This window comes from Polynucleobacter wuianus, from assembly GCF_001659725.1.
Lineage (GTDB): Bacteria > Pseudomonadota > Gammaproteobacteria > Burkholderiales > Burkholderiaceae > Polynucleobacter > Polynucleobacter wuianus.
This window is the reverse complement of record NZ_CP015922.1, coordinates 1,893,098-1,916,141: the sequence shown is the minus strand read 5'-3', so window position 1 is coordinate 1,916,141 and position 23,044 is coordinate 1,893,098. Positions and strand designations below refer to the sequence as shown.

At 46.4% G+C, this 23,044-nt stretch carries 21 protein-coding genes; 9 read left to right on the top strand and 12 right to left on the bottom strand.

What is annotated here, in order from left to right; genetic code table 11:
* Window positions 1–75 precede the first annotated feature (75 nt).
* A complete protein-coding gene (glnE, locus tag A8O14_RS09855) occupies window positions 76–2,880 on the top strand; it encodes a bifunctional [glutamate--ammonia ligase]-adenylyl-L-tyrosine phosphorylase/[glutamate--ammonia-ligase] adenylyltransferase (protein ID WP_068949349.1) in 2,805 nt (934 codons plus the stop codon).
* 6 nt (window positions 2,881–2,886) lie between these two features.
* Here the strand turns inward: glnE and recN are convergent, their stop codons facing one another.
* Entirely contained in the window at window positions 2,887–4,557 is a 1,671-nt protein-coding gene (recN, locus tag A8O14_RS09850) for a DNA repair protein RecN (RefSeq protein ID WP_068949348.1), read from the bottom strand.
* Between the two features lie 26 nt (window positions 4,558–4,583).
* A complete protein-coding gene (locus A8O14_RS09845) occupies window positions 4,584–5,489 on the bottom strand; it encodes an NAD kinase (RefSeq protein WP_068949811.1) in 906 nt (301 codons plus the stop codon).
* Between the two features lie 37 nt (window positions 5,490–5,526).
* Between A8O14_RS09845 and hrcA the strand changes: the two genes are divergently transcribed.
* The 5 genes from hrcA to dnaJ all read left to right on the top strand — a co-directional run bounded on the left by hrcA (window position 5,527) and on the right by dnaJ (window position 11,658).
* On the top strand, window positions 5,527–6,537 hold the full coding sequence (gene hrcA, locus A8O14_RS09840; RefSeq protein ID WP_068949347.1) for a heat-inducible transcriptional repressor HrcA: 1,011 nt from the start codon (window positions 5,527–5,529) through the stop codon (window positions 6,535–6,537).
* A 40-nt stretch (window positions 6,538–6,577) separates the two neighbouring features.
* Window positions 6,578–7,675: a ferrochelatase gene (hemH, locus tag A8O14_RS09835; RefSeq protein ID WP_082913167.1), complete on the top strand. Its 1,098-nt coding sequence runs from the start codon at window positions 6,578–6,580 to the stop codon at window positions 7,673–7,675.
* 66 nt (window positions 7,676–7,741) lie between these two features.
* The gene (grpE, locus tag A8O14_RS09830) at window positions 7,742–8,299 is read left to right on the top strand and encodes a nucleotide exchange factor GrpE (protein ID WP_068949345.1); all 558 of its coding nucleotides are present in this window, start codon (window positions 7,742–7,744) and stop codon (window positions 8,297–8,299) included.
* Between the two features lie 190 nt (window positions 8,300–8,489).
* The gene (dnaK, locus tag A8O14_RS09825) at window positions 8,490–10,421 is read left to right on the top strand and encodes a molecular chaperone DnaK (protein WP_068949344.1); all 1,932 of its coding nucleotides are present in this window, start codon (window positions 8,490–8,492) and stop codon (window positions 10,419–10,421) included.
* 100 nt (window positions 10,422–10,521) lie between these two features.
* On the top strand, window positions 10,522–11,658 hold the full coding sequence (gene dnaJ / locus A8O14_RS09820) for a molecular chaperone DnaJ (RefSeq protein WP_068949343.1): 1,137 nt from the start codon (window positions 10,522–10,524) through the stop codon (window positions 11,656–11,658).
* Here dnaJ and panB read toward each other — a convergent pair whose 3' ends face one another.
* The 6 genes from panB to A8O14_RS09790 are packed head-to-tail and all read right to left on the bottom strand — an operon-like array spanning window position 11,659 to window position 16,927.
* On the bottom strand, window positions 11,659–12,474 hold the full coding sequence (panB, locus tag A8O14_RS09815) for a 3-methyl-2-oxobutanoate hydroxymethyltransferase (protein ID WP_068949342.1): 816 nt from the start codon (window positions 12,472–12,474) through the stop codon (window positions 11,659–11,661).
* Window positions 12,475–12,491: 17 nt separating this feature from the next.
* The gene (gene folK / locus A8O14_RS09810) at window positions 12,492–13,019 is read right to left on the bottom strand and encodes a 2-amino-4-hydroxy-6-hydroxymethyldihydropteridine diphosphokinase (RefSeq protein ID WP_068949341.1); all 528 of its coding nucleotides are present in this window, start codon (window positions 13,017–13,019) and stop codon (window positions 12,492–12,494) included.
* Between the two features lie 52 nt (window positions 13,020–13,071).
* Entirely contained in the window at window positions 13,072–14,475 is a 1,404-nt protein-coding gene (pcnB, locus tag A8O14_RS09805) for a polynucleotide adenylyltransferase PcnB (protein WP_068949340.1), read from the bottom strand.
* Window positions 14,472–15,152, bottom strand: a complete 681-nt coding sequence (locus A8O14_RS09800) for a histidinol-phosphatase (protein WP_068949339.1) — start codon at window positions 15,150–15,152, stop codon at window positions 14,472–14,474. Before A8O14_RS09800 ends, pcnB begins: the two co-directional genes overlap by 4 nt.
* 19 nt (window positions 15,153–15,171) lie before the next feature.
* The gene (hda, locus tag A8O14_RS09795; protein ID WP_068949338.1) at window positions 15,172–15,927 is read right to left on the bottom strand and encodes a DnaA regulatory inactivator Hda; all 756 of its coding nucleotides are present in this window, start codon (window positions 15,925–15,927) and stop codon (window positions 15,172–15,174) included.
* Between the two features lie 10 nt (window positions 15,928–15,937).
* Entirely contained in the window at window positions 15,938–16,927 is a 990-nt protein-coding gene (locus A8O14_RS09790) for an AI-2E family transporter (protein ID WP_082913166.1), read from the bottom strand.
* Window positions 16,928–16,999: 72 nt separating this feature from the next.
* Here A8O14_RS09790 and purM point away from each other — a divergent pair, with 72 nt between their 5' ends.
* A complete protein-coding gene (gene purM / locus A8O14_RS09785; RefSeq protein WP_068949336.1) occupies window positions 17,000–18,052 on the top strand; it encodes a phosphoribosylformylglycinamidine cyclo-ligase in 1,053 nt (350 codons plus the stop codon).
* A gap of 16 nt (window positions 18,053–18,068) precedes the next feature.
* On the opposite strand, the gene miaA is transcribed toward purM, so the two are convergent.
* Entirely contained in the window at window positions 18,069–19,073 is a 1,005-nt protein-coding gene (gene miaA, locus A8O14_RS09780) for a tRNA (adenosine(37)-N6)-dimethylallyltransferase MiaA (RefSeq protein ID WP_068949335.1), read from the bottom strand.
* A 58-nt stretch (window positions 19,074–19,131) separates the two neighbouring features.
* Between miaA and A8O14_RS09775 the strand changes: the two genes are divergently transcribed.
* Window positions 19,132–19,776, top strand: a complete 645-nt coding sequence (locus tag A8O14_RS09775; RefSeq protein WP_068949810.1) for a VTT domain-containing protein — start codon at window positions 19,132–19,134, stop codon at window positions 19,774–19,776.
* A gap of 21 nt (window positions 19,777–19,797) precedes the next feature.
* On the opposite strand, the gene A8O14_RS09770 is transcribed toward A8O14_RS09775, so the two are convergent.
* A complete protein-coding gene (locus A8O14_RS09770) occupies window positions 19,798–20,640 on the bottom strand; it encodes a SirB1 family protein (protein WP_068949334.1) in 843 nt (280 codons plus the stop codon).
* 5 nt (window positions 20,641–20,645) lie between these two features.
* Complete coding sequence (murJ, locus tag A8O14_RS09765; RefSeq protein WP_068949333.1) at window positions 20,646–22,199, bottom strand: murein biosynthesis integral membrane protein MurJ; 1,554 nt, start codon at window positions 22,197–22,199, stop codon at window positions 20,646–20,648.
* Between the two features lie 151 nt (window positions 22,200–22,350).
* Between murJ and rpsT the strand changes: the two genes are divergently transcribed.
* On the top strand, window positions 22,351–22,617 hold the full coding sequence (rpsT, locus tag A8O14_RS09760; RefSeq protein ID WP_068949332.1) for a 30S ribosomal protein S20: 267 nt from the start codon (window positions 22,351–22,353) through the stop codon (window positions 22,615–22,617).
* 74 nt (window positions 22,618–22,691) lie between these two features.
* Here the strand turns inward: rpsT and A8O14_RS09755 are convergent, their stop codons facing one another.
* Complete coding sequence (locus A8O14_RS09755) at window positions 22,692–23,006, bottom strand: DUF3579 domain-containing protein (protein WP_068949331.1); 315 nt, start codon at window positions 23,004–23,006, stop codon at window positions 22,692–22,694.
* Window positions 23,007–23,044: the final 38 nt, after the last annotated feature.

The window sequence follows — 23,044 nt, the reverse complement described above, 5'->3', positions numbered from 1 at the left end:
CTCTATTATCCGTCAGGCTCTATATGACCGCCAAGCTTCTGTGGTCTGACTTTTGGTCGGCATTAAGATGGGGGTATGGATGATTTTTCTAGGCAAATCGACTTTTTAGAGCAGCACTCCAACTATGCCCGGCGTTGGCTACATGCTAAGCCAGAGTGGCGCGAGTGGCTCAGGGACCATGGCTGCCAAGCAATTGATTTGCATGGCATACAGGGCTTACTCGAATCTTGCAAGATTGCTGACCTTGGTGCCCACCATGATGAAGCGCAATTTATGGCTGCTTTGCGTTTGGCTCGTCAGCAACTCATGCTGTGGTTAGCTTATCGTGACCTTCATGGCATGGCTACCTTAGATGAGGTGACTCATAGCCTTAGTCATTTCGCCCAATTCGCTATTGCAGATTGCATTACATTTATTCGCCGTGATTTACAAGACCGCTTTGGATTACCGTGGAGTCAATCAAGCAACTCTGAAATGCCGCTGATGGTGGTGGGTATGGGTAAGTTAGGCGGTTATGAGCTTAATCTTTCCTCTGATATTGATTTGATATTTTTGTATGAGCATGAGGGTGAAACGCAGGGTGGCCCCAAAAGCTTATCAAATCATGAATGGTTCGATCGCATGGGTAAGCGTCTAATGAGGCTTTTATCTGAGCATGATGCCAATGGATTTGTGTTTCGCGTAGACATGCGCTTACGACCTAATGGAGACTCGGGTCCACTGGTTTGCAGTCTTGATATGTTGGAAGAGTATTTAGTAGTTCAGGGTAGGGAATGGGAGCGCTATGCTTGGATTAAAGGCAGACTGATTACTCCCCTGCCTGGCTCGCAGGATTATTCCCGTTGTGAAAAAGCCTTAGATCAGCTCATACGTCCGTTTGTATATAGACGGCATTTGGACTATGGCGTCATTGCTTCGATTCGAGAACTGCATGCACAAATTCAGCATGAAGCAGAGAAGCGGTCTATGGGTTATCAAGGTCGATCACATGACATTAAGCTGGGACGTGGCGGTATTCGAGAGATAGAATTTCTTGCGCAAATGTTCCAACTCATGCGCGGTGGCACTGACCCTCGCTTTAGAGTGCGTCCAACCTTAAAGGTGCTTGACTTAATTAGAAGTCGAGGAATATTGCCAACTGATGAGGTAGAGGCGCTTAGCTCCGCATATATTTTTCTTCGTCGACTTGAGCATCGGATTCAGGTTTGGGATGATCAGCAAACCCATTACTTACCTGAAGATGCAAGTATGCGCACGCGCTTAGCTATCACCATGGGCTTTCCAGATGGGGCGAGTTTTTTGGCTGAATTAGAACGTTATCAAAATGATGTTGCACGTCTATTTGAGAAAGCCTTCTTACTAGATGATGAGACTCGTCTTGATCTTGCTCCTTTAAATAGGGTCTGGGAGCCAGATGCAAATCTTTTTCCGCAGTCTTTGCTTCGCTGGCAAGCTTGGCATGTGGGGCCTAAGGCAAAACTATTGCCAGAGAAAAGTCGCTTAATTTTTGATAATTTAATGCGCAATGCTGCAGAAATGTTGAGCGCTGATGACAATACCGCCTTGGCTGTTGATCAAATACTATTGCGCTTTTTTGATTTCCTTGAGGCTATTGCTCGGCGCAGTGCATACCTGTCTATTTTGGCAGAATACCCAAAAGCTTTGATTAATATTCTGGCCCTGCTAAAAGCATCGCAGTGGGGTGCACAATATTTGACCTTGCACCCTCACTTATTAGATTATTTACTGAACTCTCGTACTGAGCAGATGCTGATTGAGCAACCCGAGGAGTATTGGGGTGAAGTGCGCGCAAATCTAAATCTGCGCTTAGATGATGTGATGGCTGAGGGCGATGGTTCCGAACAAGCGATGGATATCTTGCGTGTGACACATCACACCGAAACCTTTATTACGCTCTTAGCCGATTTGGGAATTGGGGTAGATCAGGCCCTTTCTGTAGAAAAAGTCAGCGACCATCTATCCGCATTAGCAGACTTGATATTGCAGGCTACCTTTGAACGGGTTTGGCCTGCTGTTGCGAAAAAATTTAATTTACCGCTAAATGAGTCCCCCCTATTTGCAGTGATTGCTTATGGCAAGTTAGGCGGCAAAGAGCTTGGCTATGCCTCCGACCTTGATCTTGTGTTTTTATATCAAGCACCAGAAAATGATTACAACGCACAAGAAATTTATGCACTTTTAGCTAAGCGCATGATTAACTGGTTGACTACCTTTACAGCTACGGGCAGTTTATTTGAGATCGACACTCGTTTAAGGCCTAATGGGTCTGCTGGCTTTCTGGTCACCAATATAGAGGCGTTTAAAAAATATCAAATGCGTGAAGGTGATAATGCGGCTTGGGTCTGGGAGCATCAGGCATTAACCCGGGCACGCTTTGCTGCCGGCAATTCTTTAGTTGGTAATGCGTTTGATGTCGTTCGTTCAGAAGTGTTAAGTCAGAAGCGCAATTTAGATGAATTGCGAACTGAAATTTTGGATATGCGACGCAAGGTACATGAAGGGCATCCCAATACTACAGGTGAATTTGATCTCAAGCACGATGCTGGAGGCATGGTTGATATTGAATTTATTGTTCAGTTTTTGGTATTAGCATATTCACATCAATGTCCGGATCTCATTGGCAACTTAGGAAATATCACTCTCTTAAGAATTGCAGGGGATATGGGTTTGATTCAAGCTAACACTGCCCAACATGTTGGCGATGCCTATCGATTGCTCAGGGCTCGTCAACACCGTTTACGTTTAGATGGCGCAGAAAAAACGCGTATTCCATTGGTCAATGAACCAGATCTGGTGACTGCTAGAGATTGCGTTTTACTGCTTTGGCAAGATATCTTTCGAGCGCCGTCTAGTAATTAGAGCCGACTAATTTTGTTCTAGTAGCTCGCGAGCGTGACGACGGGTGGTATCGGTGATTGTTGCGCCACCTAACATTCTGGCAACTTCTTCAACTCGCTCTGTTCTACCCAATGGCTGAACTTGTGAAACCGTTTTTTCTCCGCTCTGTGATTTACTCACTTTAAGGTGATGATTGCCTTGGGCTGCTACTTGAGGCAAGTGGGTGACACAGAGGATTTGGTGAGACTGGCCTAATTGATGGAGCAACTTGCCGACCGTTTCGGCAACCGCACCGCCAATACCGGCATCTACTTCATCAAATATTAAGGTTGGAGTGAATGAGGCTTTGCTGGTGATCACGCTAATCGCTAGGCTGATACGAGCAAGTTCACCACCAGAGGCGACTTTAGCTAAAGAGCGTGGAGTACTGCCCGCATGACCCGCCACTAAAAACTCGATTTGTTCAAGACCGTGTGAGCCACCTTCTTGCAATGATGCGAGAGCAATCTCTAGACGTCCCCCAGCCATGGATAAGTCCTGCATCGCATCTGTCACTAGTTGGCCTAGTTCGGCAGCAGCCTTGCTGCGCTTTTGTGAGAGCTGCTTTGCTACTTTGAAATAAGCCGCTTCTTCTTGTTTAACTTTTTCTCTGAGGGCATTAATATTTTGTGAGGCAGTTAAGGCCTCTAGCCGCTCCGAAGTCTCTAAAAGAAGTTTTGGTAACTCATCAACATCAGTGCGATATTTTTTAGAGGCGCCATGCAAGGCCTGCATCCGCTCTTCAACTTGCTCAAGACGTGCGGGGTCTAAATCAATTTTTTGCAGATAGCGATTAAGTCCATGAATTGCTTCGTCCAACTGAATTTGTGCACTTTCAAGCGATTCGCTGATACTGCCTAAGGCGGGATCATGTTCTGCTAAGGCGCTGATACTGCCGCAGACCTTAGACAAGGAGGATGCTAGTGAATTATCGGCATCACTCAACACTTCGATTGCTTCTTGGCAGCCACCAATCAGTTTGGCGCCATTGGCTAATCTGACATGCTCGCTTTGAATGTTGCCCCACTCTCCTACTTGCGGAGAAAGTTCAGTGAGTTCTTCCAATTGCCATTCGAGACGCTCGCGTTCACGCTCAATATCATGGCCTGCATTCTCGGCCTGCTCTAGTCGGCGACGTGAATCATTGAGTACTTTGAAAGCTTGCGCAACTTCTGATGCTAGCGGAAGCAATCCCGCGTGACGATCTAAGAGTTCGCGTTGCGCGCCACCCTTCAAGAGTAGTTGATGTGCATGTTGGCCGTGAATATCAACCAGTTGATCGCCTGCTTCACGAAGTTGAGCTAATGTGGCAACGCTGCCATTGATAAAAGCACGACTGCGACCATTACTCTCAACGGTTCTTTTGAGTACGAGACTTTGTCCATCATCCTCAATAGGAAAGCCCTGTTCATCTAGCCATTGACTAAAGGATGAAATGAGTTCGGGATCAATGCGGAAGAGGGCTGAGATTTCTGCGCGACTACTGCCTTCACGTATTTGACTGCTATCTGCGCGTTCACCAAGAACGAGGCTTAAAGCATCAAGCAGAATCGATTTACCAGCCCCAGTTTCGCCAGTCAGGACTGTAAAACCGCTAGCAAAATCGAGTTCAAGCTGATCAACAATGACAAAGTCACGAAGGGAGATGGTTTGAAGCATGTATTAGCGTAGCAAGAAACTCGACATCAGAAAGTCGATGGGTATTCATTCCAGTGCAATTTTTCACGCAAAGTTTTGTAGTCGCTGTGATTGCTTGGGTGTAAAAGGGCGATCGTTTTATCGGATTGACGCACTTCAATCTTGTCACCACTTTGAAGGTTGGTTTGGGATTGCATATCAAAATTCACAATCACTTCCAATCCGTTAACTACTTCGATCACGGTCACACTATGTTTTGGCAAAACAATCGGACGATTAGAAAGTGAGTGTGGCGCAATTGGCACAAGTAATATGCCTGCAACATGTGGATGCAAAATGGGACCCCCAGCAGAGAGGGCATAGGCCGTTGAACCGGTTGGGGTGGAAACAATCAAGCCATCAGAGCGTTGGTTGTACATAAATGAGCCATTTACCTGAACTGCAAGCTCCACCATTCCAGAAATACCAGAGCGGTTTACGACCACATCATTGAGTGCCAAGGCACGATTAATTTCTTTGCCGTCACGCAGCACGACAGCATCTAAAAGTGTTCTGGTATCAGCCTCAAAATCACCGGCAATGATTTTAGGTAAGGTGTCTTTGACGGACTGAAAAGGAATATCAGTCATGTAACCAAGGCGACCCATATTGATTCCTACGAGCGGTACATTGCTACCCGCCAATTGACGAGCAATACCGAGCATGGTGCCATCACCGCCCAAGACCACAACCAGGTCTATTGACCCAGCAAAGTCTTGCGCTGTTTTAGTTGGGTAGCCGCTTAAACCGAGGTGAGTTGCAGTCTCAGCCTCAATAAAGACCTCGCAACCTAATCCTGAGACCAATGTAGCCAGGTCTTTTAGGTGGTCTTCAATGCCATCTGCATGAAATTTGCCGACGAGCGCCACCCGGCTAAAAGCCTTCTTGGAGGAATTTGGGGATGGGCTTAACATATAACGATTAAACCATAGGCATAAAATCCCTTCCACCATGGACGAACGTTCCCGCGCCTTACTCAAAACCCTCATCGAGCGCTATATCGAAGAGGGTCAGCCTATTGGCTCGCGCACCCTCTCGAGATTTTCGGGTTTAGACCTCTCAGCCGCCACTATTCGTAATGTGATGGCTGATTTAGAGGATATGGGCCTAGTAACCAGCCCCCATACCTCTGCCGGTAGGATACCCACGCCAAGAGGTTATCGTCTCTTTGTGGACACCATGGTCACGGTTCGTCCCCTCGAAGAAATGGCGGCCCGTGAGGTTGAAAAAGGTCTTTTGCCAGATTCTCCACAACGGGTTTTGAATTCAGCCGCCCAGATTTTGTCTAACCTCACCCATTTTGCCGGCGTGGTGATGACACCAAAGCGAGCCCAAGTTTTTAAACATATTGAATTTCTCCGTTTGGGCGAAGGCAAGATTTTGCTCATCATGGTCACCCCAGAAGGGGATGTACAAAACCGTATCTTGCCAACCAATCAGGATTACACGCCGAGCCAACTTATTGAAGCTGGCAATTACATCAATGCGCAATTTGCTGGCAAAAGTTTTGAGCAAGTCCGTTTGCATCTGAAATCAGATCTTGATAATTTACGTGCTGATATTTCTGGATTGATGGCCTTAGCTTTACAAAGTGGTGTTGCAGATTACGATATGAGTCGGAGTGAGATGGTTCTCTCAGGTGAGCGTCGCTTGCTTAATGTTGGCGATCTTAGCTCTAACCTCGATAAGTTGCGCAAGATGTTTGATATGTTGGAGCAAAAATCTGTCTTGATGCAATTGCTTGATGTTTCGAGTCATGCTGATGGAATACAAATCTTTATTGGTGGCGAAAGTGATCTCTTGCCATATGAGGATCTGGCTGTGATTAGTGCTCCCTATAGCGTAGATGGGCAGATCGTTGGTACTTTGGGCGTCATTGGTCCAACCCGTATGGCTTATGACAGAGTGATTCCAATTGTGGATATCACCTCTAAATTATTATCGGGCGCGCTCAGCTCATAAAAATATATTGAATCAACAATTACTTATTTAACCGAGACACATTACTTTGAATCAAAACCCACACTTACGCGCCTCTAAAACAGCAGTGCTGTTACTGAATTTAGGTACGCCATCTGCGCCAACGCCAAAAGCAGTGAGAGCGTATTTGAAAGAATTTCTTTCCGATCCGCGCGTTGTAGAGATTCCACGCTTCATTTGGTGGATTATCTTAAATGGCATCATTTTGCCAATTCGCAGTAGTGCGTCCGCAAAAAAATATGCATCGATATGGTTGCCTCAATTAGGTTCGCCACTCATGCATTACTCGCGCTTGCAAGCAAAAGAGTTGGGTGAAAAGTTTTCCAATGAAGGCAACACTGTGTTGGTCGATTTAGCGATGCGTTATGGCAAGCCATCGACCCAAGAAGCCCTTGAAGGCTTAAAGGCGCAAGGAATGGAGCGCTTGCTGTTATTGCCCCTGTATCCCCAGTATTCCGCTACGACCACAGCCTCAAGCTTTGATGAAGTATTTCGCGTATTAAGTACATGGCGTGACCAGCCAGAGTTGCGCTTGGTAAAGCACTATCACGACAACTCAGCTTACATTGCCGCACTGCGCGACCAAGTTTTAAGTCATTGGGATAAAGATGGACAACCTGATTTTGAAAAAGGCGATCGTTTTGTGATGTCCTTTCATGGTTTGCCAAAACGCAATTTGATGAAGGGTGACCCATATCATTGTGAGTGTTTGAAAACAGGTCGATTACTTGGAGAATCTCTTGGCTTAGAGCTAGGTCAATATATTGTGACCTTTCAATCTCGCTTTGGAAAGGCCGAGTGGTTAAAGCCTTATACCGCACCCACGATTGAAAAGCTCGCTAAAGAAGGTTGTCAGCGTATCGACATTTTTTGTCCAGGCTTTCCAGCTGATTGTCTTGAGACTTTAGAGGAGATTGCCATGGAAGCAAAAGAATCATTCCTTGATCATGGTGGCAGAGACTATCGCTATATCCCTTGTTTAAACAGCAACCCCAAGTGGATTGAGGCTTTGAGCAATATTGCCTATCAGCATTTATTAGGATGGTCTCTGGGTACAGAATCCCCTGATGAGCTTGCCAAGTGCAATGAAAGAGCGGAATTGGCTAAAAGTATGTCTTGAAATTGAATAAACTGACCCCACATAGCAATGCAATAGCACCCATTACAGAAAAGTGAATTCGCGTCCATGACACAAGAAAATCAAAACCCAATGCCAGAGCAAGAGAATCTTGCGGCAGAGTCAAATACAGAAAATTCGACTACTGCAACAGAGACTCCTGCGGTAAAAACACCTGAGCAAGAAATTGCTGAGCTCAACCAGAAGGTCTCTGATTTGCAAGATAATTTTCTGCGCGCTAAGGCTGAGGCTGAAAATATCCGTCGTCGCGCCGTGGAGGATATTGCGAAGGCTCATAAGTTTGCGATCGAGAGTTTTGCCGAGCACTTAGTTCCGGTAACGGATAGTCTGTATGCCGCATTGAGTACTGATGCGGGTGATGCTAAGGCGTTCAAAGAAGGTTTAGAAATTACCTTGAAGCAGCTCTTGGCTGCTTTTGAAAAAGGTCGCATGACCGAAATTAACCCTTCGGTAGGCGATAAATTTGATCCCCACCACCACCAGGCCATTGCCTCAGTGCCTTCTGAGCAAGATGCCAATACCGTGGTTTCAGTGCTGCAAAGGGGTTATACCGTGGCTGATCGCGTCCTTAGACCAGCTTTAGTGACGGTGAGCGCCCCTAAGTAAACCAAAAAAATGGGGTAAAAACCCCAAACAGTCAAAAAAAGGCAGATTTCTGCCTTTTTTGCCATTTCACCCCTTGAATTCCCCTTTTTAGACCCCATTTATTGGGTATTGGAATATTCGTGGCGGTTCAAATAGATCGCCTAAAACAACCTAGAAGTACAACAAAGTAATTTAATTTTTTGGAGCAATTATGGGAAAGATTATCGGAATCGATTTAGGAACCACTAACTCGTGTGTTTCAGTTGTTGAAAACAATGCACCTAAAGTTGTGGAGAACGCAGAAGGCGCTCGCACAACTCCATCGATCATCGCTTACGTTGAAGATGGAGAGGTATTGGTTGGTGCACCAGCAAAACGTCAATCAGTGACAAATCCTAAAAACACAATCTACGCAGTGAAGCGTTTGATGGGTCGTAAATTCACTGATCCTGAAGTGCAAAAAGATATTGGACTCATGCCTTACGCAATTATTCAAGCAGACAACGGCGATGCTTGGGTTCAAGCACGTGATAAGAAAATGGCGCCACAGCAAGTTTCTGCTGAAATCCTGCGCAAGATGAAAAAGACTGCCGAAGACTATCTCGGTGAAGAAGTGACTGAGGCAGTCATTACTGTTCCTGCTTACTTCAACGACAGTCAACGTCAAGCCACTAAGGACGCCGGACGTATCGCTGGTTTGGATGTGAAGCGCATCATTAACGAGCCAACCGCTGCTGCATTGGCATTTGGCCTGGACAAGCAAGACAAGGTAGATCGCAAGATCGCTGTGTATGACTTAGGTGGCGGTACATTTGACGTATCCATCATTGAGATTGCTAACGTGGATGGTGAGAAGCAGTTTGAAGTGCTTTCTACCAACGGCGATACCTTCTTGGGTGGTGAAGACTTTGACCAACGCATCATTGACTGGATCATTGCTGAGTTCAAGAAAGAGCAAGGCGTTGATTTGAGTAAAGACGTTTTAGCATTGCAGCGTTTAAAAGATGCAGCCGAAAAAGCCAAGATCGAATTGTCATCTGCACAGCAAACTGAAATTAACTTGCCATACGTGACTGCTGACGCTAGTGGTCCTAAGCACTTGAATTTGAAGTTGACCCGTGCCAAATTAGAGTCCTTGGTTGAAGAGTTAATCAACCGCACGGCTGGCCCTTGCTTAACTGCGATTAAAGACGCTGGCGTAAACGTCGCCAATATCGACGACGTGATTTTGGTCGGTGGTCAGACTCGTATGCCTGCGGTTCAGGACAAAGTAAAAGAAATCTTTGGTAAAGAGCCACGCAAAGACGTTAACCCAGATGAAGCAGTAGCTGTTGGTGCCGCAATTCAGGGTTCTGTATTGTCTGGTGATCGTAAAGATGTATTGCTCTTGGACGTTACCCCATTGTCATTGGGTATCGAAACTCTTGGTGGCGTCATGACCAAGATGATTCCAAAGAACACAACGATTCCTACCAAGCATTCACAGGTTTACTCTACTGCAGAAGACAATCAGCCTGCTGTAACCATCAAGTGCTTCCAAGGTGAGCGTGAGATGGCTGCTGCAAACAAGTTGTTGGGTGAATTTAACCTCGAAGGTATTGCACCTGCTCAGCGCGGTATGCCGCAAATTGAAGTGACCTTTGATATCGATGCCAACGGTATTTTGCATGTAACAGCAAAAGACAAGACTACTGGTAAAGAGAACAAGATCACCATCAAGGCAAATTCTGGCTTGACCGAAGAAGAAATTCAACGCATGGTGAAAGATGCTGAAGCCAATGCTGCCGAAGATAAGAAAGCATTGGAGTTGGTAACTGCTCGTAACACTGCAGATGCCTTGGCTCACTCTACTAAGAAGGCTTTGGAAGAGCATGGCGCTAGCTTAGAAGCCTCTGAAAAAGAAGCCATAGAACTAGCCCTCAAAGAGTTGGATGAAGCGATCAAGGGTAGCGATAAAGAAGCTATTGAAGCCAAAACTGAAGCTTTGGGTAAGGCAAGTCAGAAGCTGGGCGAAAAAGTCATGGCTGCTGAACAGGCTAAAGCTGGTGCAGCTGCAGGCGCAGCCCCAGGTGGCGAGCAAAAGGCAGCCCCTGACGCTGATGTTGTTGATGCAGACTTTAAAGAGGTTGATGACAAGAAGTAATTCTTTAAATCAGACATTCATTAACGTAGTTTTGATGTACTTAAATAACAAGTCGGCCTCGTGCCGACTTGTGCCATTCAGGTTGTTGAGAGGATAGGCCGTGCCTAAAAGTAAACGCGATTTTTATGAAGTGCTTGGTGTAGCAAAAGGTGCCAGCGATGAAGAGCTCAAAAAAGCTTATCGTAAAATGGCAATGAAGTATCACCCTGATCGCAACCCCGATAGCAAAACCGCTGAAGCCCAATTTAAAGAAGTAAAAGAAGCGTACGAAACGCTAAACGATCCCAATAAGCGTGCTGCATACGATCAGTACGGTCATGCTGGTATTGATCCTTCGATGGGTGGCGGATTCGGAGGCGGTGGCTTTGGCGGTGGCGGCTTTGCTGATGCTTTTGGTGACATCTTCGGTGATATTTTTGGTCAAGGCGGTGGTCGTCATGGTGGTCCGCAAGTCTACAAAGGTGCTGACTTACGTTACAACATGGACATTACACTTGAGCAGGCAGCCGAAGGCTATACCACTCAAATTCGTGTTCCTAGCTGGAGTAATTGCAAGCCATGTCACGGCACTGGTGCAGAGCCTGGTTCAAAGGCGGAGAAATGTTCTACCTGTGATGGGCATGGTCAAGTACGTGTTCAGCAAGGCTTCTTTTCAATGCAGCAAACTTGCCCTAAGTGCCGCGGCACTGGCGAGTACATTCCAAAGCCTTGCAAGACTTGTCATGGCACAGGTAAACACAAAGAACAAAAAACCCTCGAAATCAAAATACCTGCAGGTATTGATGACGGTATGCGCGTTCGTTCAGTTGGTAATGGCGAGCCTGGTATTAACGGTGGACCATCCGGCGATCTCTACGTAGAGGTTCGCGTTAAACCCCATAAAGTATTTGAGCGCGACGGTAGCGATTTGCATGTACAGATGCCGATTTCATTTGCGATAGCAACGATCGGCGGTGAAATTGAAGTCCCAACGTTATCAGGTCGGGTTGAGTTTCCAATTCCGGAAGGAACTCAGACTGGTAAGACTTTCCGCCTACGTAATAAAGGCATCAAAGGCCTCCGTTCAACTTTAGTTGGCGATTTGTTTGTTCACGTCTTGGTTGAAACACCGGTGAAGTTGACTGATGAGCAAAAGCAATTGCTACAGAAGTTTGACGACAGTCTGAAATCTGGTGGCGACAAACATAGCCCGCAACAAAAAGGCTGGTTTGATGGGGTAAAGAGCTTCTTTAGCTAATTAACCAGCAAAGCCGTGCTCGGGTCCGGGAAATTTTCCAGATTTCACTTCACGCACATAGGCCTTAACGGCTGCTTCAACTGAGTGGTGACCTTCCATGAAGTTCTTCACGAACTTGGGCGGTCTACCTGGGCTAATGCCCAACATGTCTTGAAGTACTAAAACTTGACCCGAGCAATCTGGACCTGCACCAATCCCAATGGTTGGAATATGCAATTCAGACGTAATTTTTTCGCCAAGCGATGAAGGTATCGCTTCGAGCACTACCATTTGTGCGCCAGCTTGTTGGCATGCAAGTGCTTGCTCCAGCATGTGGGTTGCCGCATCTCTTGATTTACCTTGAACTTTGTAGCCACCTAAAACATGAACTGATTGAGGAAGCAATCCAAGGTGAGCACAAACTGGAACGCTACGCTCAACTAAATATTGAATGATATCGACTTGCCAATCGCCACCTTCTAGCTTGACCATGTCTGCGCCAGCGCGCATGAGTTCTGCTGCAGAATCTAAAGCCTGTACAGGGTCGCCATAGCTGGCGAAGGGTAAATCAGAAATTAAAAAAGCGTGGGTGTTGGCGCGAGCTACACATTCAGTGTGATACGCCATTTGCTCAACAGTCACTGGCGTCGTGCTGGAGTGGCCTTGAATCACATTGCCTAGAGAATCACCAATTAAGATGACTTCAACTGCGCAGCGATTCAATAATGCGGACATTGTCGAATCGTATGCGGTGAGCATAGTAATTTTTTCTTGCTCGGCATGCATCGCCAAGAGCTTAGTAATCGAAATTGGCTTGTCGCCTTGTAAGTAACCCATGGCGAGAGTTTAATGAATTAATGCGCCGTTTGGCTATAAACGTCTTTTTCCCCGCAATTGCAGTTGCGGCAGGGGAGTTTTTCGATTCTCTGATGAGCCACCTGAGGTAAATAACTCTTCAGTTCGCCAAAATTAGGTAGGAAGAAATCAGGGGCAATTTCTAGCAGGGGAAGTAGAACGAATGATCGTTCAATAATTCTTGGATGGGGGAGCATAAGCTCAGTTTCATTTTGAGTAACGCCCTCAAAAGACAGAATATCGAGATCTAGCGTACGCGGTGCGTTAGCGTAAGGGCGCTCTCTACCAAATTCTTGTTCAATTGCTTGGCAGACATGCAGAAGCCCATACGGACTTAATTGGGTTTCGATTTCAATCACTGCATTAATGTAATCGCCACCGAGAGCTTCAACGGGTGCGCTTTGATAAAAGCAACTCTTTGCCAGAATTTGTAATTCTGAGCGCTGCGCTAAGCAGACGATTGCATCAGTGATGAGCTGACGGGTATCACCGATATTGCCACCAAATCCGATAAATGCTCGTGCCATACGATTCCAAACTAGAGATGAAACTATTTTACCGAAAAATCTCTAAGTCTGCTTAACCTAAGGTCGGTTCTGGTGGGGTGGCTGATTTGGGTTTTCTACGCCGGCGTCTTTTGGCAGGTATATTGGCGGCAGCGCCTAATTCATTTTTTACGCTGGCCATCAATTCATCTTGTCCTACTGGGTCGGCAGCAATGAAGTTAGTCCACCACTCTCCTATGGCTGGGCTCTGCTCACCAGTTGCGCATCTTAGGAGCATAAAGTCATAGCCTGCCCTAAAACGGGGCGATTCTATGAGTCGATAAGGGTAGCGTCCAATTCGCCTTTCAAAGCGTGGCTGCATAGACCAGATTTCCCGCATATCACTTTCAAAGCGCCGCTGAATCGTCATACCACTACTTTGGGTGGCTATCGTGTCATCCATTGCATCTTGTAGTGCCGGGATATTTGCCATGCCTTTAGCAATATTGGCCTTCCAATTCTTTAAGAGGTCTGGCCAAAGTAGGGTGGCGAATAAGAAGCCAGCCGAAACGCTCTTGCCAGATTGAATGCGTTGGTCAGTATTGGCTAGCGCTAGCTTCACAAAATCATTTGCCCCCTTAGAGGCTTCGCTGTTATCAAGAATATGATCGAGCAGCGGAAGTAGGCCATGATGAAGGCCTGCATTTCGCAGACCTTGTATGGCCGCCCAAGAATAGCCTGACATCAACAGCTTAAGGATTTCATCAAAGAGTCTTGCTGAAGGAACGTCTTGCAGTAGTTTTCCTAGCTTGGCAATCGGCGCACGAGTATCAGCGTCCAAAGTAAATCCAGTTTTAGCAGCAAAGCGAATCGCTCTGAGCATCCGAACGGGATCTTCGCGATAACGCTTTGTGGGGTCGCCAATCATGCGCAAAGTTTTCTTTTGCATGTCCGCCATACCGCCGTGATAGTCGAGCACAGTTTCGCTAGATGGGTCGTAATACATTGCATTAATTGTGAAATCGCGACGAGCTGCGTCTTCACCTTGAGAACCCCAAACGTTATCCCGCAAAATTCGACCACTTTCAGCAACATGGTCACCAGCGTTATCAAGTAAGGCTCTAAAGGTGGAAACTTCAATGATTTCTGGGTGACCTTTACCAAAGAAGGTCACATGCACGATCTGAAAGCGACGCCCAATGAGACGTGCCTTACGAAATAACCGTTGGACCTGATCTGGTGTTGCATTGGTAGCAACGTCAAAATCTTTTGGGCCAATGCCTAAAACGAGATCTCGTACCGCACCACCAACAATAAATGCCTCATAACCCGCTTGTTGCAAAGTTTGCGTTACCTTGACCGCGTTTTTAGAAAGTAAATGTGGATCAATGCGATGCGATTTTTTAGGAATACGTTTTGGTGCGCCTGTATTGTTTGCTTGCGTATGCTTGACCATCGGGTCGCGACGCAAAATGCGCTTGATAAATTTAGTAATCATGCGAACAACTCAAGAATTGGCCAGCCACGTAATTGGGCTTCATTGCGTAGACGATCGTCTGGATTAGTGGCAACTGGGTGACTTACTTGCTCTAATAATGGTAAGTCATTCATTGAGTCTGAATAGAAATAACTGCGCGGTAATTTAGCTAAGCTCAGATCCTGCTTACTCAGCCAGTCATGCAGATTTTGAATCTTGCCTTCGCGAAAGTTTGGAATGCCTTTAACTTCGCCCGTGAAGCTGGCCAATAGCCCATCACCACGGGTTGCTGGCTCAGTTGCAATCAGATGCTCGATACCAAAACTCTCGACGATTGGGCGCGTTACAAAGCTATTGGTTGCGGTGACAACGCAACATAAGTCACCAGCATCTTGATGTTGTTTTACCAAATCGATCGCTTTTTGACGAAGCTGCCCGTTGATCACTTCTGCCATGAATTGGTCATGCCATTCTTTGAGCTGGGCACGTGAGTGCTCAGAGAGGGGTTTTAGGGCAAAGCGGAGAAATTCATGAATATCAAGCTTACCTTCCTTGTAGTCTTGATAGAAGCGCTCGTTTTGTCGTGCATAGTATTTGCTATCGACAACGCCAATACGCGCCAAGAATTGACCCCATTCGTAATCGCTATCGCAGGGCAATAGTGTGTGGTCTAAATCGAAAAGGGCTAACTGGGTCACAAATAGAGTATTGAATAAATTATTTAGGTTGCAAGAGCTCGCGCACCAAGGGCAAGGTTACAGCACGTTTTGTTTCTAATGAATAAGCATCTAAAGCATCAATGAGGGCCATTAAATTGGGCATATCGCGGTAAAAACGGTTTAACAACCACGGCAATACATCAGGCGATAGCACCAGCCCTCGAGCCTTGGCTGCTTGCTCCAAGGCTTGTATTTTCTCATCATCATCCAAAAGCTGGGTTTGAAAGATGAGACCCCAGCCCAGACGGGTCCGTAGGTCTTCCCGAAGTGTGAGATTGGCTGGAGCAGCATTTCCAGCTATAAAGATGTGAATATTTCTACTAGCCTGGACCTCATTCAGAATCCGAAAAAGTGCACCAATCAGTCGATCATCTAAGCGGTCGACATCATCCACTGTAATGACTGAGGCGGCCTCACTTTGGACGAGAACCAGTAGTTTTTCTTCAAGTCGCACCCAAGAAACGGGTTCACTTGGATTTAAAGAAAAGCAATCAAGACCAGTGCGTTCAGCAGCATGCGCCACCGCTTCTAATAAATGCGAGCGACCAGATCCCTCTGGTCCCCACCAATACATCCAACGATGGTTCAGAGGGTTGCTAGATCCTTTTGTGGAATTATTTTCCCAAGAGTTGCAAAGTATTTTCAGGGTCTCAACTAAGGCACGATCTTTGCCGGGTAAATAGTTCTCGAGACTGGCTTTGGGTGTGTGACTAATATCTAAAGCGAATTGTCTTGGGAGCGAAGGTGTATTCATTAAAACGAAATTATTTTTGATACCAAGAGCTTTGCGTATAAACAGACCAGAGGTATTGCACTAGTACCAAACTTACTGCGCTAATTGGTAAGGCTAATAAAACTCCAAAGAATCCAAAGAGTTTTCCAAAGAGAAGCAAAGCAAACAGGACGGCTACCGGATGTAAGCCAATGCGCTCACCGACGAGGCGTGGTGTAAGGACGAAGCCTTCTAGAAACTGGCCAAGCCCGTAGAGTGCGAGAACACCAACGAGTTCTCGTTGCGGACCAAACTGTAGAAGCGCCGAAATGATTGCAAGGCTAAAGCCCAGTGTGATGCCAATGTAAGGAATCACAATCATGAGCGCAGTAAAAATGCCCAATGCAATAGCGCCTTTAATGCCAATGATGCTAAGACCAACGCTATAAAAAACCGACATGATGGAAATTACAATGATCATGCCGTTGAGATATTGCGAGAGTAGGCCATCTGTATGCATTGCTAAGTGATGCACCGTCTCTTGCGCGCGCACTGGAACAATTTTTTTGATTAGCCCAAAAAAATGATCCCAGTCGATAAGTAGATAAAACATCACAAACACGATCAAAATAGAATTAATAAATCCTGCGATGACCGAGCTGCCAGACATGAGTACGGTCTCGATCGTGGAGCCCATAAGAGTGTCAGCGTTATCGCTAATATGATCAGAAATTTTTTGTGAGATAGTTGTTTTTAAAGTGCCCCAATCGACGCTGAAATGCAGTTCAGCTAATTTAGGCCCAAGCCAAGCTTGGGTATTTGCAATCCATTCTGGCAATTGCGCCTTAACTAGCGGGATCTCGGTTTTCAAGAGACCAATAAAGAGGCTCAAAATCGCAATCACCACCCCTAGGCCAAAGATAACAGTCAGACCTGCTGCAACTGCTGCTGGCAATCGACGTCCTTCAAGCCATTGAAAAGAAGGCCTTAGGATGTAAGCCAAAATGAATGCAGCCAGAAAAGGGGTAAAAATTTCAGCCATGACGAGTAATCCTCTAGAATTCAATGATTCTACTGACCCAGTAGCATTTTTTACTAATATTCCAGCTCAGATATGACTTCACCTACAAATTCTTCCTCAAAAGGCCTTTCCTACCGTGATGCTGGCGTTGATATTGACGCTGGGGATGACTTGGTTGACCGTATCAAGCCCTTAGCTAAAAAGACCATGCGAGAGGGTGTATTGGCCGGAATCGGTGGCTTTGGCGCCCTTTTTGAGGTTCCTAAGCGCTACAAAGAACCAGTTTTGGTTTCCGGTACCGACGGTGTTGGCACAAAACTACGTTTGGCCTTTGAGTGGAATCGCCACGATACGATCGGGCAAGACTTGGTCGCCATGAGCGTGAACGATATTTTGGTTCAAGGTGCCGAGCCACTCTTCTTCTTGGATTATTTTGCTTGCGGCAAGTTGACTGTAGATACTGCTGCGACTGTTGTTGGTGGTATTGCTAAAGGCTGCGAATTATCTGGTTGTGCGCTCATTGGTGGTGAGACAGCGGAAATGCCGGGTATGTATCCCCCAGGTGAATATGACTTAGCTGGTTTTGCAGTAGGCGCAGTTGAGAAATCTAAAATTATTACTGGCAACACTATTGTTCCGGGTGATGTGGTCTTAGCAATTGGTTCAAGCGGAGCTCACTCCAATGGTTACTCTTTGGTGCGCAAAATTATTGAGCGTGCTGGCGCAAAACCTACCGATGATCTAGGCGGTCGTTCATTGGGTGATGTTGTGATGGCGCCGACAGAGATTTATGTAAAGCCGCTACTCAAATTGATCTCTGAGATTGATGTTAAAGGTATGGCGCACATTACTGGTGGTGGCTTGGTGGATAACGTGCCACGTGTATTACCAGAAAATACTCAAGCAGTTTTACATCGCAGTAGCTGGCAAATGCCCGAACTCTTTCGTTGGTTGCAGATGAAGGGTGGCGTTGCAGACGCTGAGATGGTACGGGTATTTAACTGCGGTATTGGTATGGTGGTGATTGTTGCTCCAAGCCAAGCAGATATTGCAATCAAATCACTAACTGCCCAAGGCCTGAAAGCATGGACTGTTGGCGAAGTGCTTGAGCGTCCAAAAGATGCGCCACAAACAATTGTTATCTAAGACGATCACTACCCGCTTATTTCTTTAGGTTTTTCTTGCAGTAATCTAAGGCTACCTTCAGCTCTTCTGAGTTGAAGGGGTCAAAAGTATTTCGTCCTGCGATTGCTCTTAGCCAGGTGAGTTGGCGCTTTCCAAGTTGTCTAGTGGCGGCTAAAGCTTTGTAGCGCATTTGTTCGGCATCAATTTCACCGTTGAGATATTCCCAAGCCTGGCGATAGCCAACTGAACGTATCGCTGGCAGATTTGCATGTAACTCAGAATTAGTACGGAGTATTTTCACTTCATCCAAAAAGCCTGCTAGTAGCATTTTATCGAATCGTTTTTCTAGGTTTTGATGTAAACGTTTACGGTCACTAGGTTCAAGCGACACTAACTTAATCCAATCTGGAATAGCGGAGCCTCCTCTACCATCCTCACTAGGCGAGTCTGCGAGTAATGTGGACATAGGTTTGCCACTGATTTCAAAGACTTCAAGCGCGCGTTGAACTCGTTGAGAATCATTGGGCTTTAAGCGTGCTGCCGTTTCTGGATCTACTTCTGCGAGCTTAGCGTGCATCGCAGGCCAACCTAGCGTTTTACCTTCTTCATCAAGGCGGGCACGTATTTCGGGGTTAGCGGTTGGTAATGAAGAAAGGCCATGCGCCCAAGCTCTCCAATACAACATGGTTCCACCAACCACGACTGGAATATTTCCGCGACCCCGAATTTCTTTGCACAACCTCTTCGCATCTTTGGCAAAACGCGCTGCTGAATACACCTCAGTCGGTTCAAGAATATCAATTAGGTGATGAATGACTGCAGCTTGTTCTGCTTTAGTCGGTTTGGCGCTCCCAATATCTAGGCCGCGATAGACCAAGGCGGAGTCCATACTAATTAATTCAATTGTGAGATCGATCGATTTGGCATACTCAGCCAAAGACATGGCGAGATGGGTTTTGCCTGCACCAGTAGGACCCACAATACAAAGAATGGGATTTGCTTCTAGTGACTGCATAGGCTGAATGTGGGGTTCAGTTTGCATGCTTCATTATAAGAGCCTGTTAATATCCGCATCAAACCTATCTTTGGAGAGCAAGTTGATTGATACCCTGTTGCAACTAAGCGATTTATTGCTTCATATTGATCGCCATTTAGATATTGTGATCTCACAATATGGCCCTTGGGCATATGGTTTGCTTTTTGCAATTGTGTTTGCAGAGACGGGTTTGGTTGTTGCGCCCTTCTTGCCGGGCGACTCTCTTTTGTTTATTGCGGGCGCGTATTGCGCAACTGAACATTTCAATCTTTGGACCTTGTGTATTGGTTTATTGATTGCTGCAGTAGCCGGCAACACAGTAAACTATTTCATAGGTAGATGGATTGGTAAGAAAGTGTTTAGTAGTCAATCCCGTTGGATAGATCAAGGTGCTTTACTTAAGACGCACGCTTTTTATGAAAAGCATGGCGGTAAGACCATCATCGTGGCTCGCTTTCTGCCCATCATCAGAACTTTTGCTCCTTTTATTGCAGGCGTATCAGAGATGAACTTCTCGCGCTTTCAGTTATTTAATATTACTGGCGCTGTGCTTTGGGTTTTTGGCTTGGTGATCGCTGGATATTTCTTTGGCAATATTCCAATCATTCGCCAGAACTTAAATGTGATCGTGCTCGTAGGTATTGGTGCAGCAGCTGTGCCAGTAGTGCTTGCTGCACTCTACAAAATTTTCCAGCGCAAGAAAAACTAAATCAACCTCAGCCAGACCAGACTAATGCAGTTTGGTTTGGCTTTCTAAAGTGGCGATATGTTCACGAATATCGCCAGCGTCCTCTGCTTCTGGGGATTCGCTGAGATAGCGATGCATATCCGCTAAGGCGGGGCGCAAATACTCAAGTTGCGCAAAGATCAAACCACGATCTCTGATCTCCTCAATAGAGTCCGGCAATAAAATTACCAAGCGCTCTTGAATGCCTAGCAGGCGCTCCCAGCGCTCATGCTCTGAGTAGATCATCTTGAGGTTTCTCAAGAAGCGCGACAAGATCTCTCTTGGGCTCGAGGCCCGCAGGAAGACGTTCAGGGGTAGGCTTAGCTCCCCCCGGTAGCCTTTGGCATCAAGATAAGGATCAAGCATTTCTTGTAGCTGATTTTTAGATAGCGAATCACCAGTCAATGGATCCATGATGACTTCACCTTGTTGCAATGAAATACGCATCATGAAGTGATTTGGAAATGAGACGCCGCGAATCTTCAAGCCAATTTGTTGACCCAATTCCATCATCAGAATTGCTAACGAGATTGGAATGCCTCTGCGGTTCTCAAGCACATAATGTAGATAAGAATTTTCTGGAGCATAGAAATCATTCGGGTTTGGACCAAAGCCAAGCTCGGTATAAAAGAAGTGCTTCAGAATTTGTAAGCGCTGAATCGGGGAAGTGTCTGGTGTAATGCGCGCCTTTAATTTATTGCCTAACTCATCAAGATGATCGAGAACGCCTTGTACATTCAAATCCGGATACGCATGTTGTGCTACAGCGATTGCTGCTTCCGTTAATGGGAAGTGATCGTCTTCAGTAACTAATGAAGTGAAATAGTCGAGTTGTTGTGTTGGCATACATCCTATTTTGCATGACGCAAGAATTTTTGCCAGCGAATTCCGACTAAGGCTAGGGCGCTAAAGTAAATCAGGGCTGCCACCGTCAGCCAGAGAGCCAATAAACCTATGCGGGTCCAAGGTTTGGCCTGAAGGGCAATCCAGTTATGTGCATTTGCTGCATAAAACAGCACGCCCGCGAACGGAATTAAAGCTAAAAAGAGCTGTCCCAAATACTTTGCCCAGGCTGCACTTGGAAGTGCTCCCCGCTTGTGTAGGCCAACCCAGAGTAGAGCTGCGTTAAGACAGGCGCCAGTACCAACAGATAAGGCTAGGCCGGCATGTCCAAGCCAGGGTACAAAGATTAGGTTAGCCAATTGCGTGGCAACCAGAACGAACAAGCCAATTTTGACTGGGGTGCGAATATCTTGGCGTGAATAAAAACCGGGCGCCAAAATCTTGACTAGGATTAATCCAATTAGACCTACTCCGTAGGCCGCTAAAGCACGTTGTGTCATTAAGACATCGAGCGCATTAAATTTTCCATAGTGATACAGCACTGCCGCCAAGGGCTCGCCAAAAACAAAGAGCGCAATGGCAGACGGCGCTGCGAGCAAAAAGGTGAGCTGTAATCCCCAAATCAGTAATTCACCGGCGTGCACTAAATCATTTTTAGCGTTGGCTTTGCTCAAGCTTGGCAGAAGCACAGTGCCTAGTGCAACACCAAGCAGTGCTGTTGGAAATTCCATTAAGCGATCTGCATACGAGAGCCAAGAGACGCTTCCTGCCTGAAGGCGTGATGCAATATTGGTATTGATGATTAAAGAGATTTGCGCGACAGATACCGCAAAAACTGCAGGCCCCATCAGCTTCATGACACGTCTCGCATCAGGATTGTTGATTGCGGCTTTGATCGCTCTAGGCAGTAAACCAATGCGCGGCAAAAGACCTAGACGAGAAAGTGCTGGAACTTGAATGATTAATTGCAGTACACCACCTAAGAAAACACCAATGCTCAGCGCATAAATTGGCTGCTCTAAATGTGGCGCTAAAAAGATGGCGCTGCCAATTAAAGCGAGGTTCAGTAATACGGGTGTGAAAGCTGGAATGGCAAAGCGGTGATAGGTATTCAGAATCCCCGCGGAGAGGGAAACCATCGAAATCAGTCCGATATAGGGGAACATGATTCGGGTCATCACAACACTAGCCTCATATGCCGGGCCACCGCTAAAGCCTGTAGCAATGACCAAAATGAGCAATGGCGCGCCGATTACCCCAAGCAGTACCGTGAGCAGCAGGGCCCAAAATAAGAGCGTGGCAACCGCATTTATGAGGACCTTGGCCTTGTTTTGGTCTTCATTTGTGGAAATTTCACCCAAAATGGGCACAAAAGCCTGAGAAAACGCCCCTTCCGCAAATAGCCGGCGGAGCAGATTGGGTAGTCTAAAAGCCACATTAAAGGCATCCGTCCACTCAGAAGCCCCGAAACTACGGGCAATCAGGGTCTCTCGGAGCAATCCCGTAATACGGGACAGCATGGTCAGGGAGCTAACCTTAGCGGCGGCAGAAAGCAGATTCATGAGCCGATTTTCACCTATTTATGGGTGGACTGGGCTTTTTTGCCCCTTTAAGGTAAAATCTTGGGTTTTGGCGAGCTTGCTTATGAATCTGGCAGGTCCGCGAGATTTTTAACTAATCGCATTTTGCAATTTATAGAGGCAAGGTTTAAAGATGGCCAATACAGCACAAGCGCGCAAGCGCGCACGCCAGGCAGTAAAACAGAACGAGCATAACTCCAGCTTGCGTTCAAAACTACGTACTTCCATTAAGGCAGTTCGTAAAGCAATCGACACTGGTGACAAGGCTGCCGCAGCGAAAGTATTCGCTGCAACTCAAGCAACAATCGACAAGATTGCTGATAAAAAGATCGCTCACAAAAATACTGCAGCACGTCAAAAGTCACGTTTGTCTGCAGCTATCAAGGCGATGGCAGCGTAATTTAGTAAAAGTTTTAGGCTGGTCGAAGCAAGTTTCGACCTAAGCCCGCTCCTTATCAGAGCGGGTTTTTGTTTTTAGGGCTGGGTTTGGGGTTTGGGTTCAAACTCACAGGCCTCTTCAATCGGTAGGCTGTTGTCTTTGGCAAAGTTCATGACAAAGTCGAGCGCTCTTGGATCGAGGTCACCTAGTCTGGTATCGATAACAACGCATTTCACTTTTGCAATAAGCACTGGTCTGACATAGGGCGAATAAGTGAAGCGAGGGTCTCCAGAATCTCCTGGAGGGCGAAAAGTAGCCATCACCCCGCAAAGACGCTCCGCCCAATCGCTGGGCCGAAATGGTTTGCCAGTAGTGGTAATGCCTTGAATGAAAAGCTTTTTGTGGTTCAAGTTGGCGTAAAGAAGTTTGTAAGAATCAGTATTGCTAA

Excerpts from the sequence above, each read along its gene's own strand:
- grpE (WP_068949345.1), top strand. The coding sequence starts at position 7,742 with ATGACACAAGAAAATCAAAACCCAATGCCAGAGCAAGAGAATCTTGCG.
- A8O14_RS09770 (WP_068949334.1), bottom strand. The coding sequence starts at position 20,640 with ATGCCAACACAACAACTCGACTATTTCACTTCATTAGTTACTGAAGAC.
- hrcA (WP_068949347.1), top strand. The coding sequence starts at position 5,527 with ATGGACGAACGTTCCCGCGCCTTACTCAAAACCCTCATCGAGCGCTAT.
- hda (WP_068949338.1), bottom strand. The coding sequence starts at position 15,927 with ATGAATACACCTTCGCTCCCAAGACAATTCGCTTTAGATATTAGTCAC.
- recN (WP_068949348.1), bottom strand. The coding sequence starts at position 4,557 with ATGCTTCAAACCATCTCCCTTCGTGACTTTGTCATTGTTGATCAGCTT.
- rpsT (WP_068949332.1), top strand. The coding sequence starts at position 22,351 with ATGGCCAATACAGCACAAGCGCGCAAGCGCGCACGCCAGGCAGTAAAA.
- panB (WP_068949342.1), bottom strand. The coding sequence starts at position 12,474 with ATGGGTTACTTACAAGGCGACAAGCCAATTTCGATTACTAAGCTCTTG.
- dnaK (WP_068949344.1), top strand. The coding sequence starts at position 8,490 with ATGGGAAAGATTATCGGAATCGATTTAGGAACCACTAACTCGTGTGTT.
- glnE (WP_068949349.1), top strand. The coding sequence starts at position 76 with ATGGATGATTTTTCTAGGCAAATCGACTTTTTAGAGCAGCACTCCAAC.
- folK (WP_068949341.1), bottom strand. The coding sequence starts at position 13,019 with ATGGCACGAGCATTTATCGGATTTGGTGGCAATATCGGTGATACCCGT.
- A8O14_RS09845 (WP_068949811.1), bottom strand. The coding sequence starts at position 5,489 with ATGTTAAGCCCATCCCCAAATTCCTCCAAGAAGGCTTTTAGCCGGGTG.
- purM (WP_068949336.1), top strand. The coding sequence starts at position 17,000 with ATGACTTCACCTACAAATTCTTCCTCAAAAGGCCTTTCCTACCGTGAT.
- miaA (WP_068949335.1), bottom strand. The coding sequence starts at position 19,073 with ATGCAAACTGAACCCCACATTCAGCCTATGCAGTCACTAGAAGCAAAT.
- A8O14_RS09790 (WP_082913166.1), bottom strand. The coding sequence starts at position 16,927 with ATGGCTGAAATTTTTACCCCTTTTCTGGCTGCATTCATTTTGGCTTAC.
- pcnB (WP_068949340.1), bottom strand. The coding sequence starts at position 14,475 with ATGATTACTAAATTTATCAAGCGCATTTTGCGTCGCGACCCGATGGTC.
- murJ (WP_068949333.1), bottom strand. The coding sequence starts at position 22,199 with ATGAATCTGCTTTCTGCCGCCGCTAAGGTTAGCTCCCTGACCATGCTG.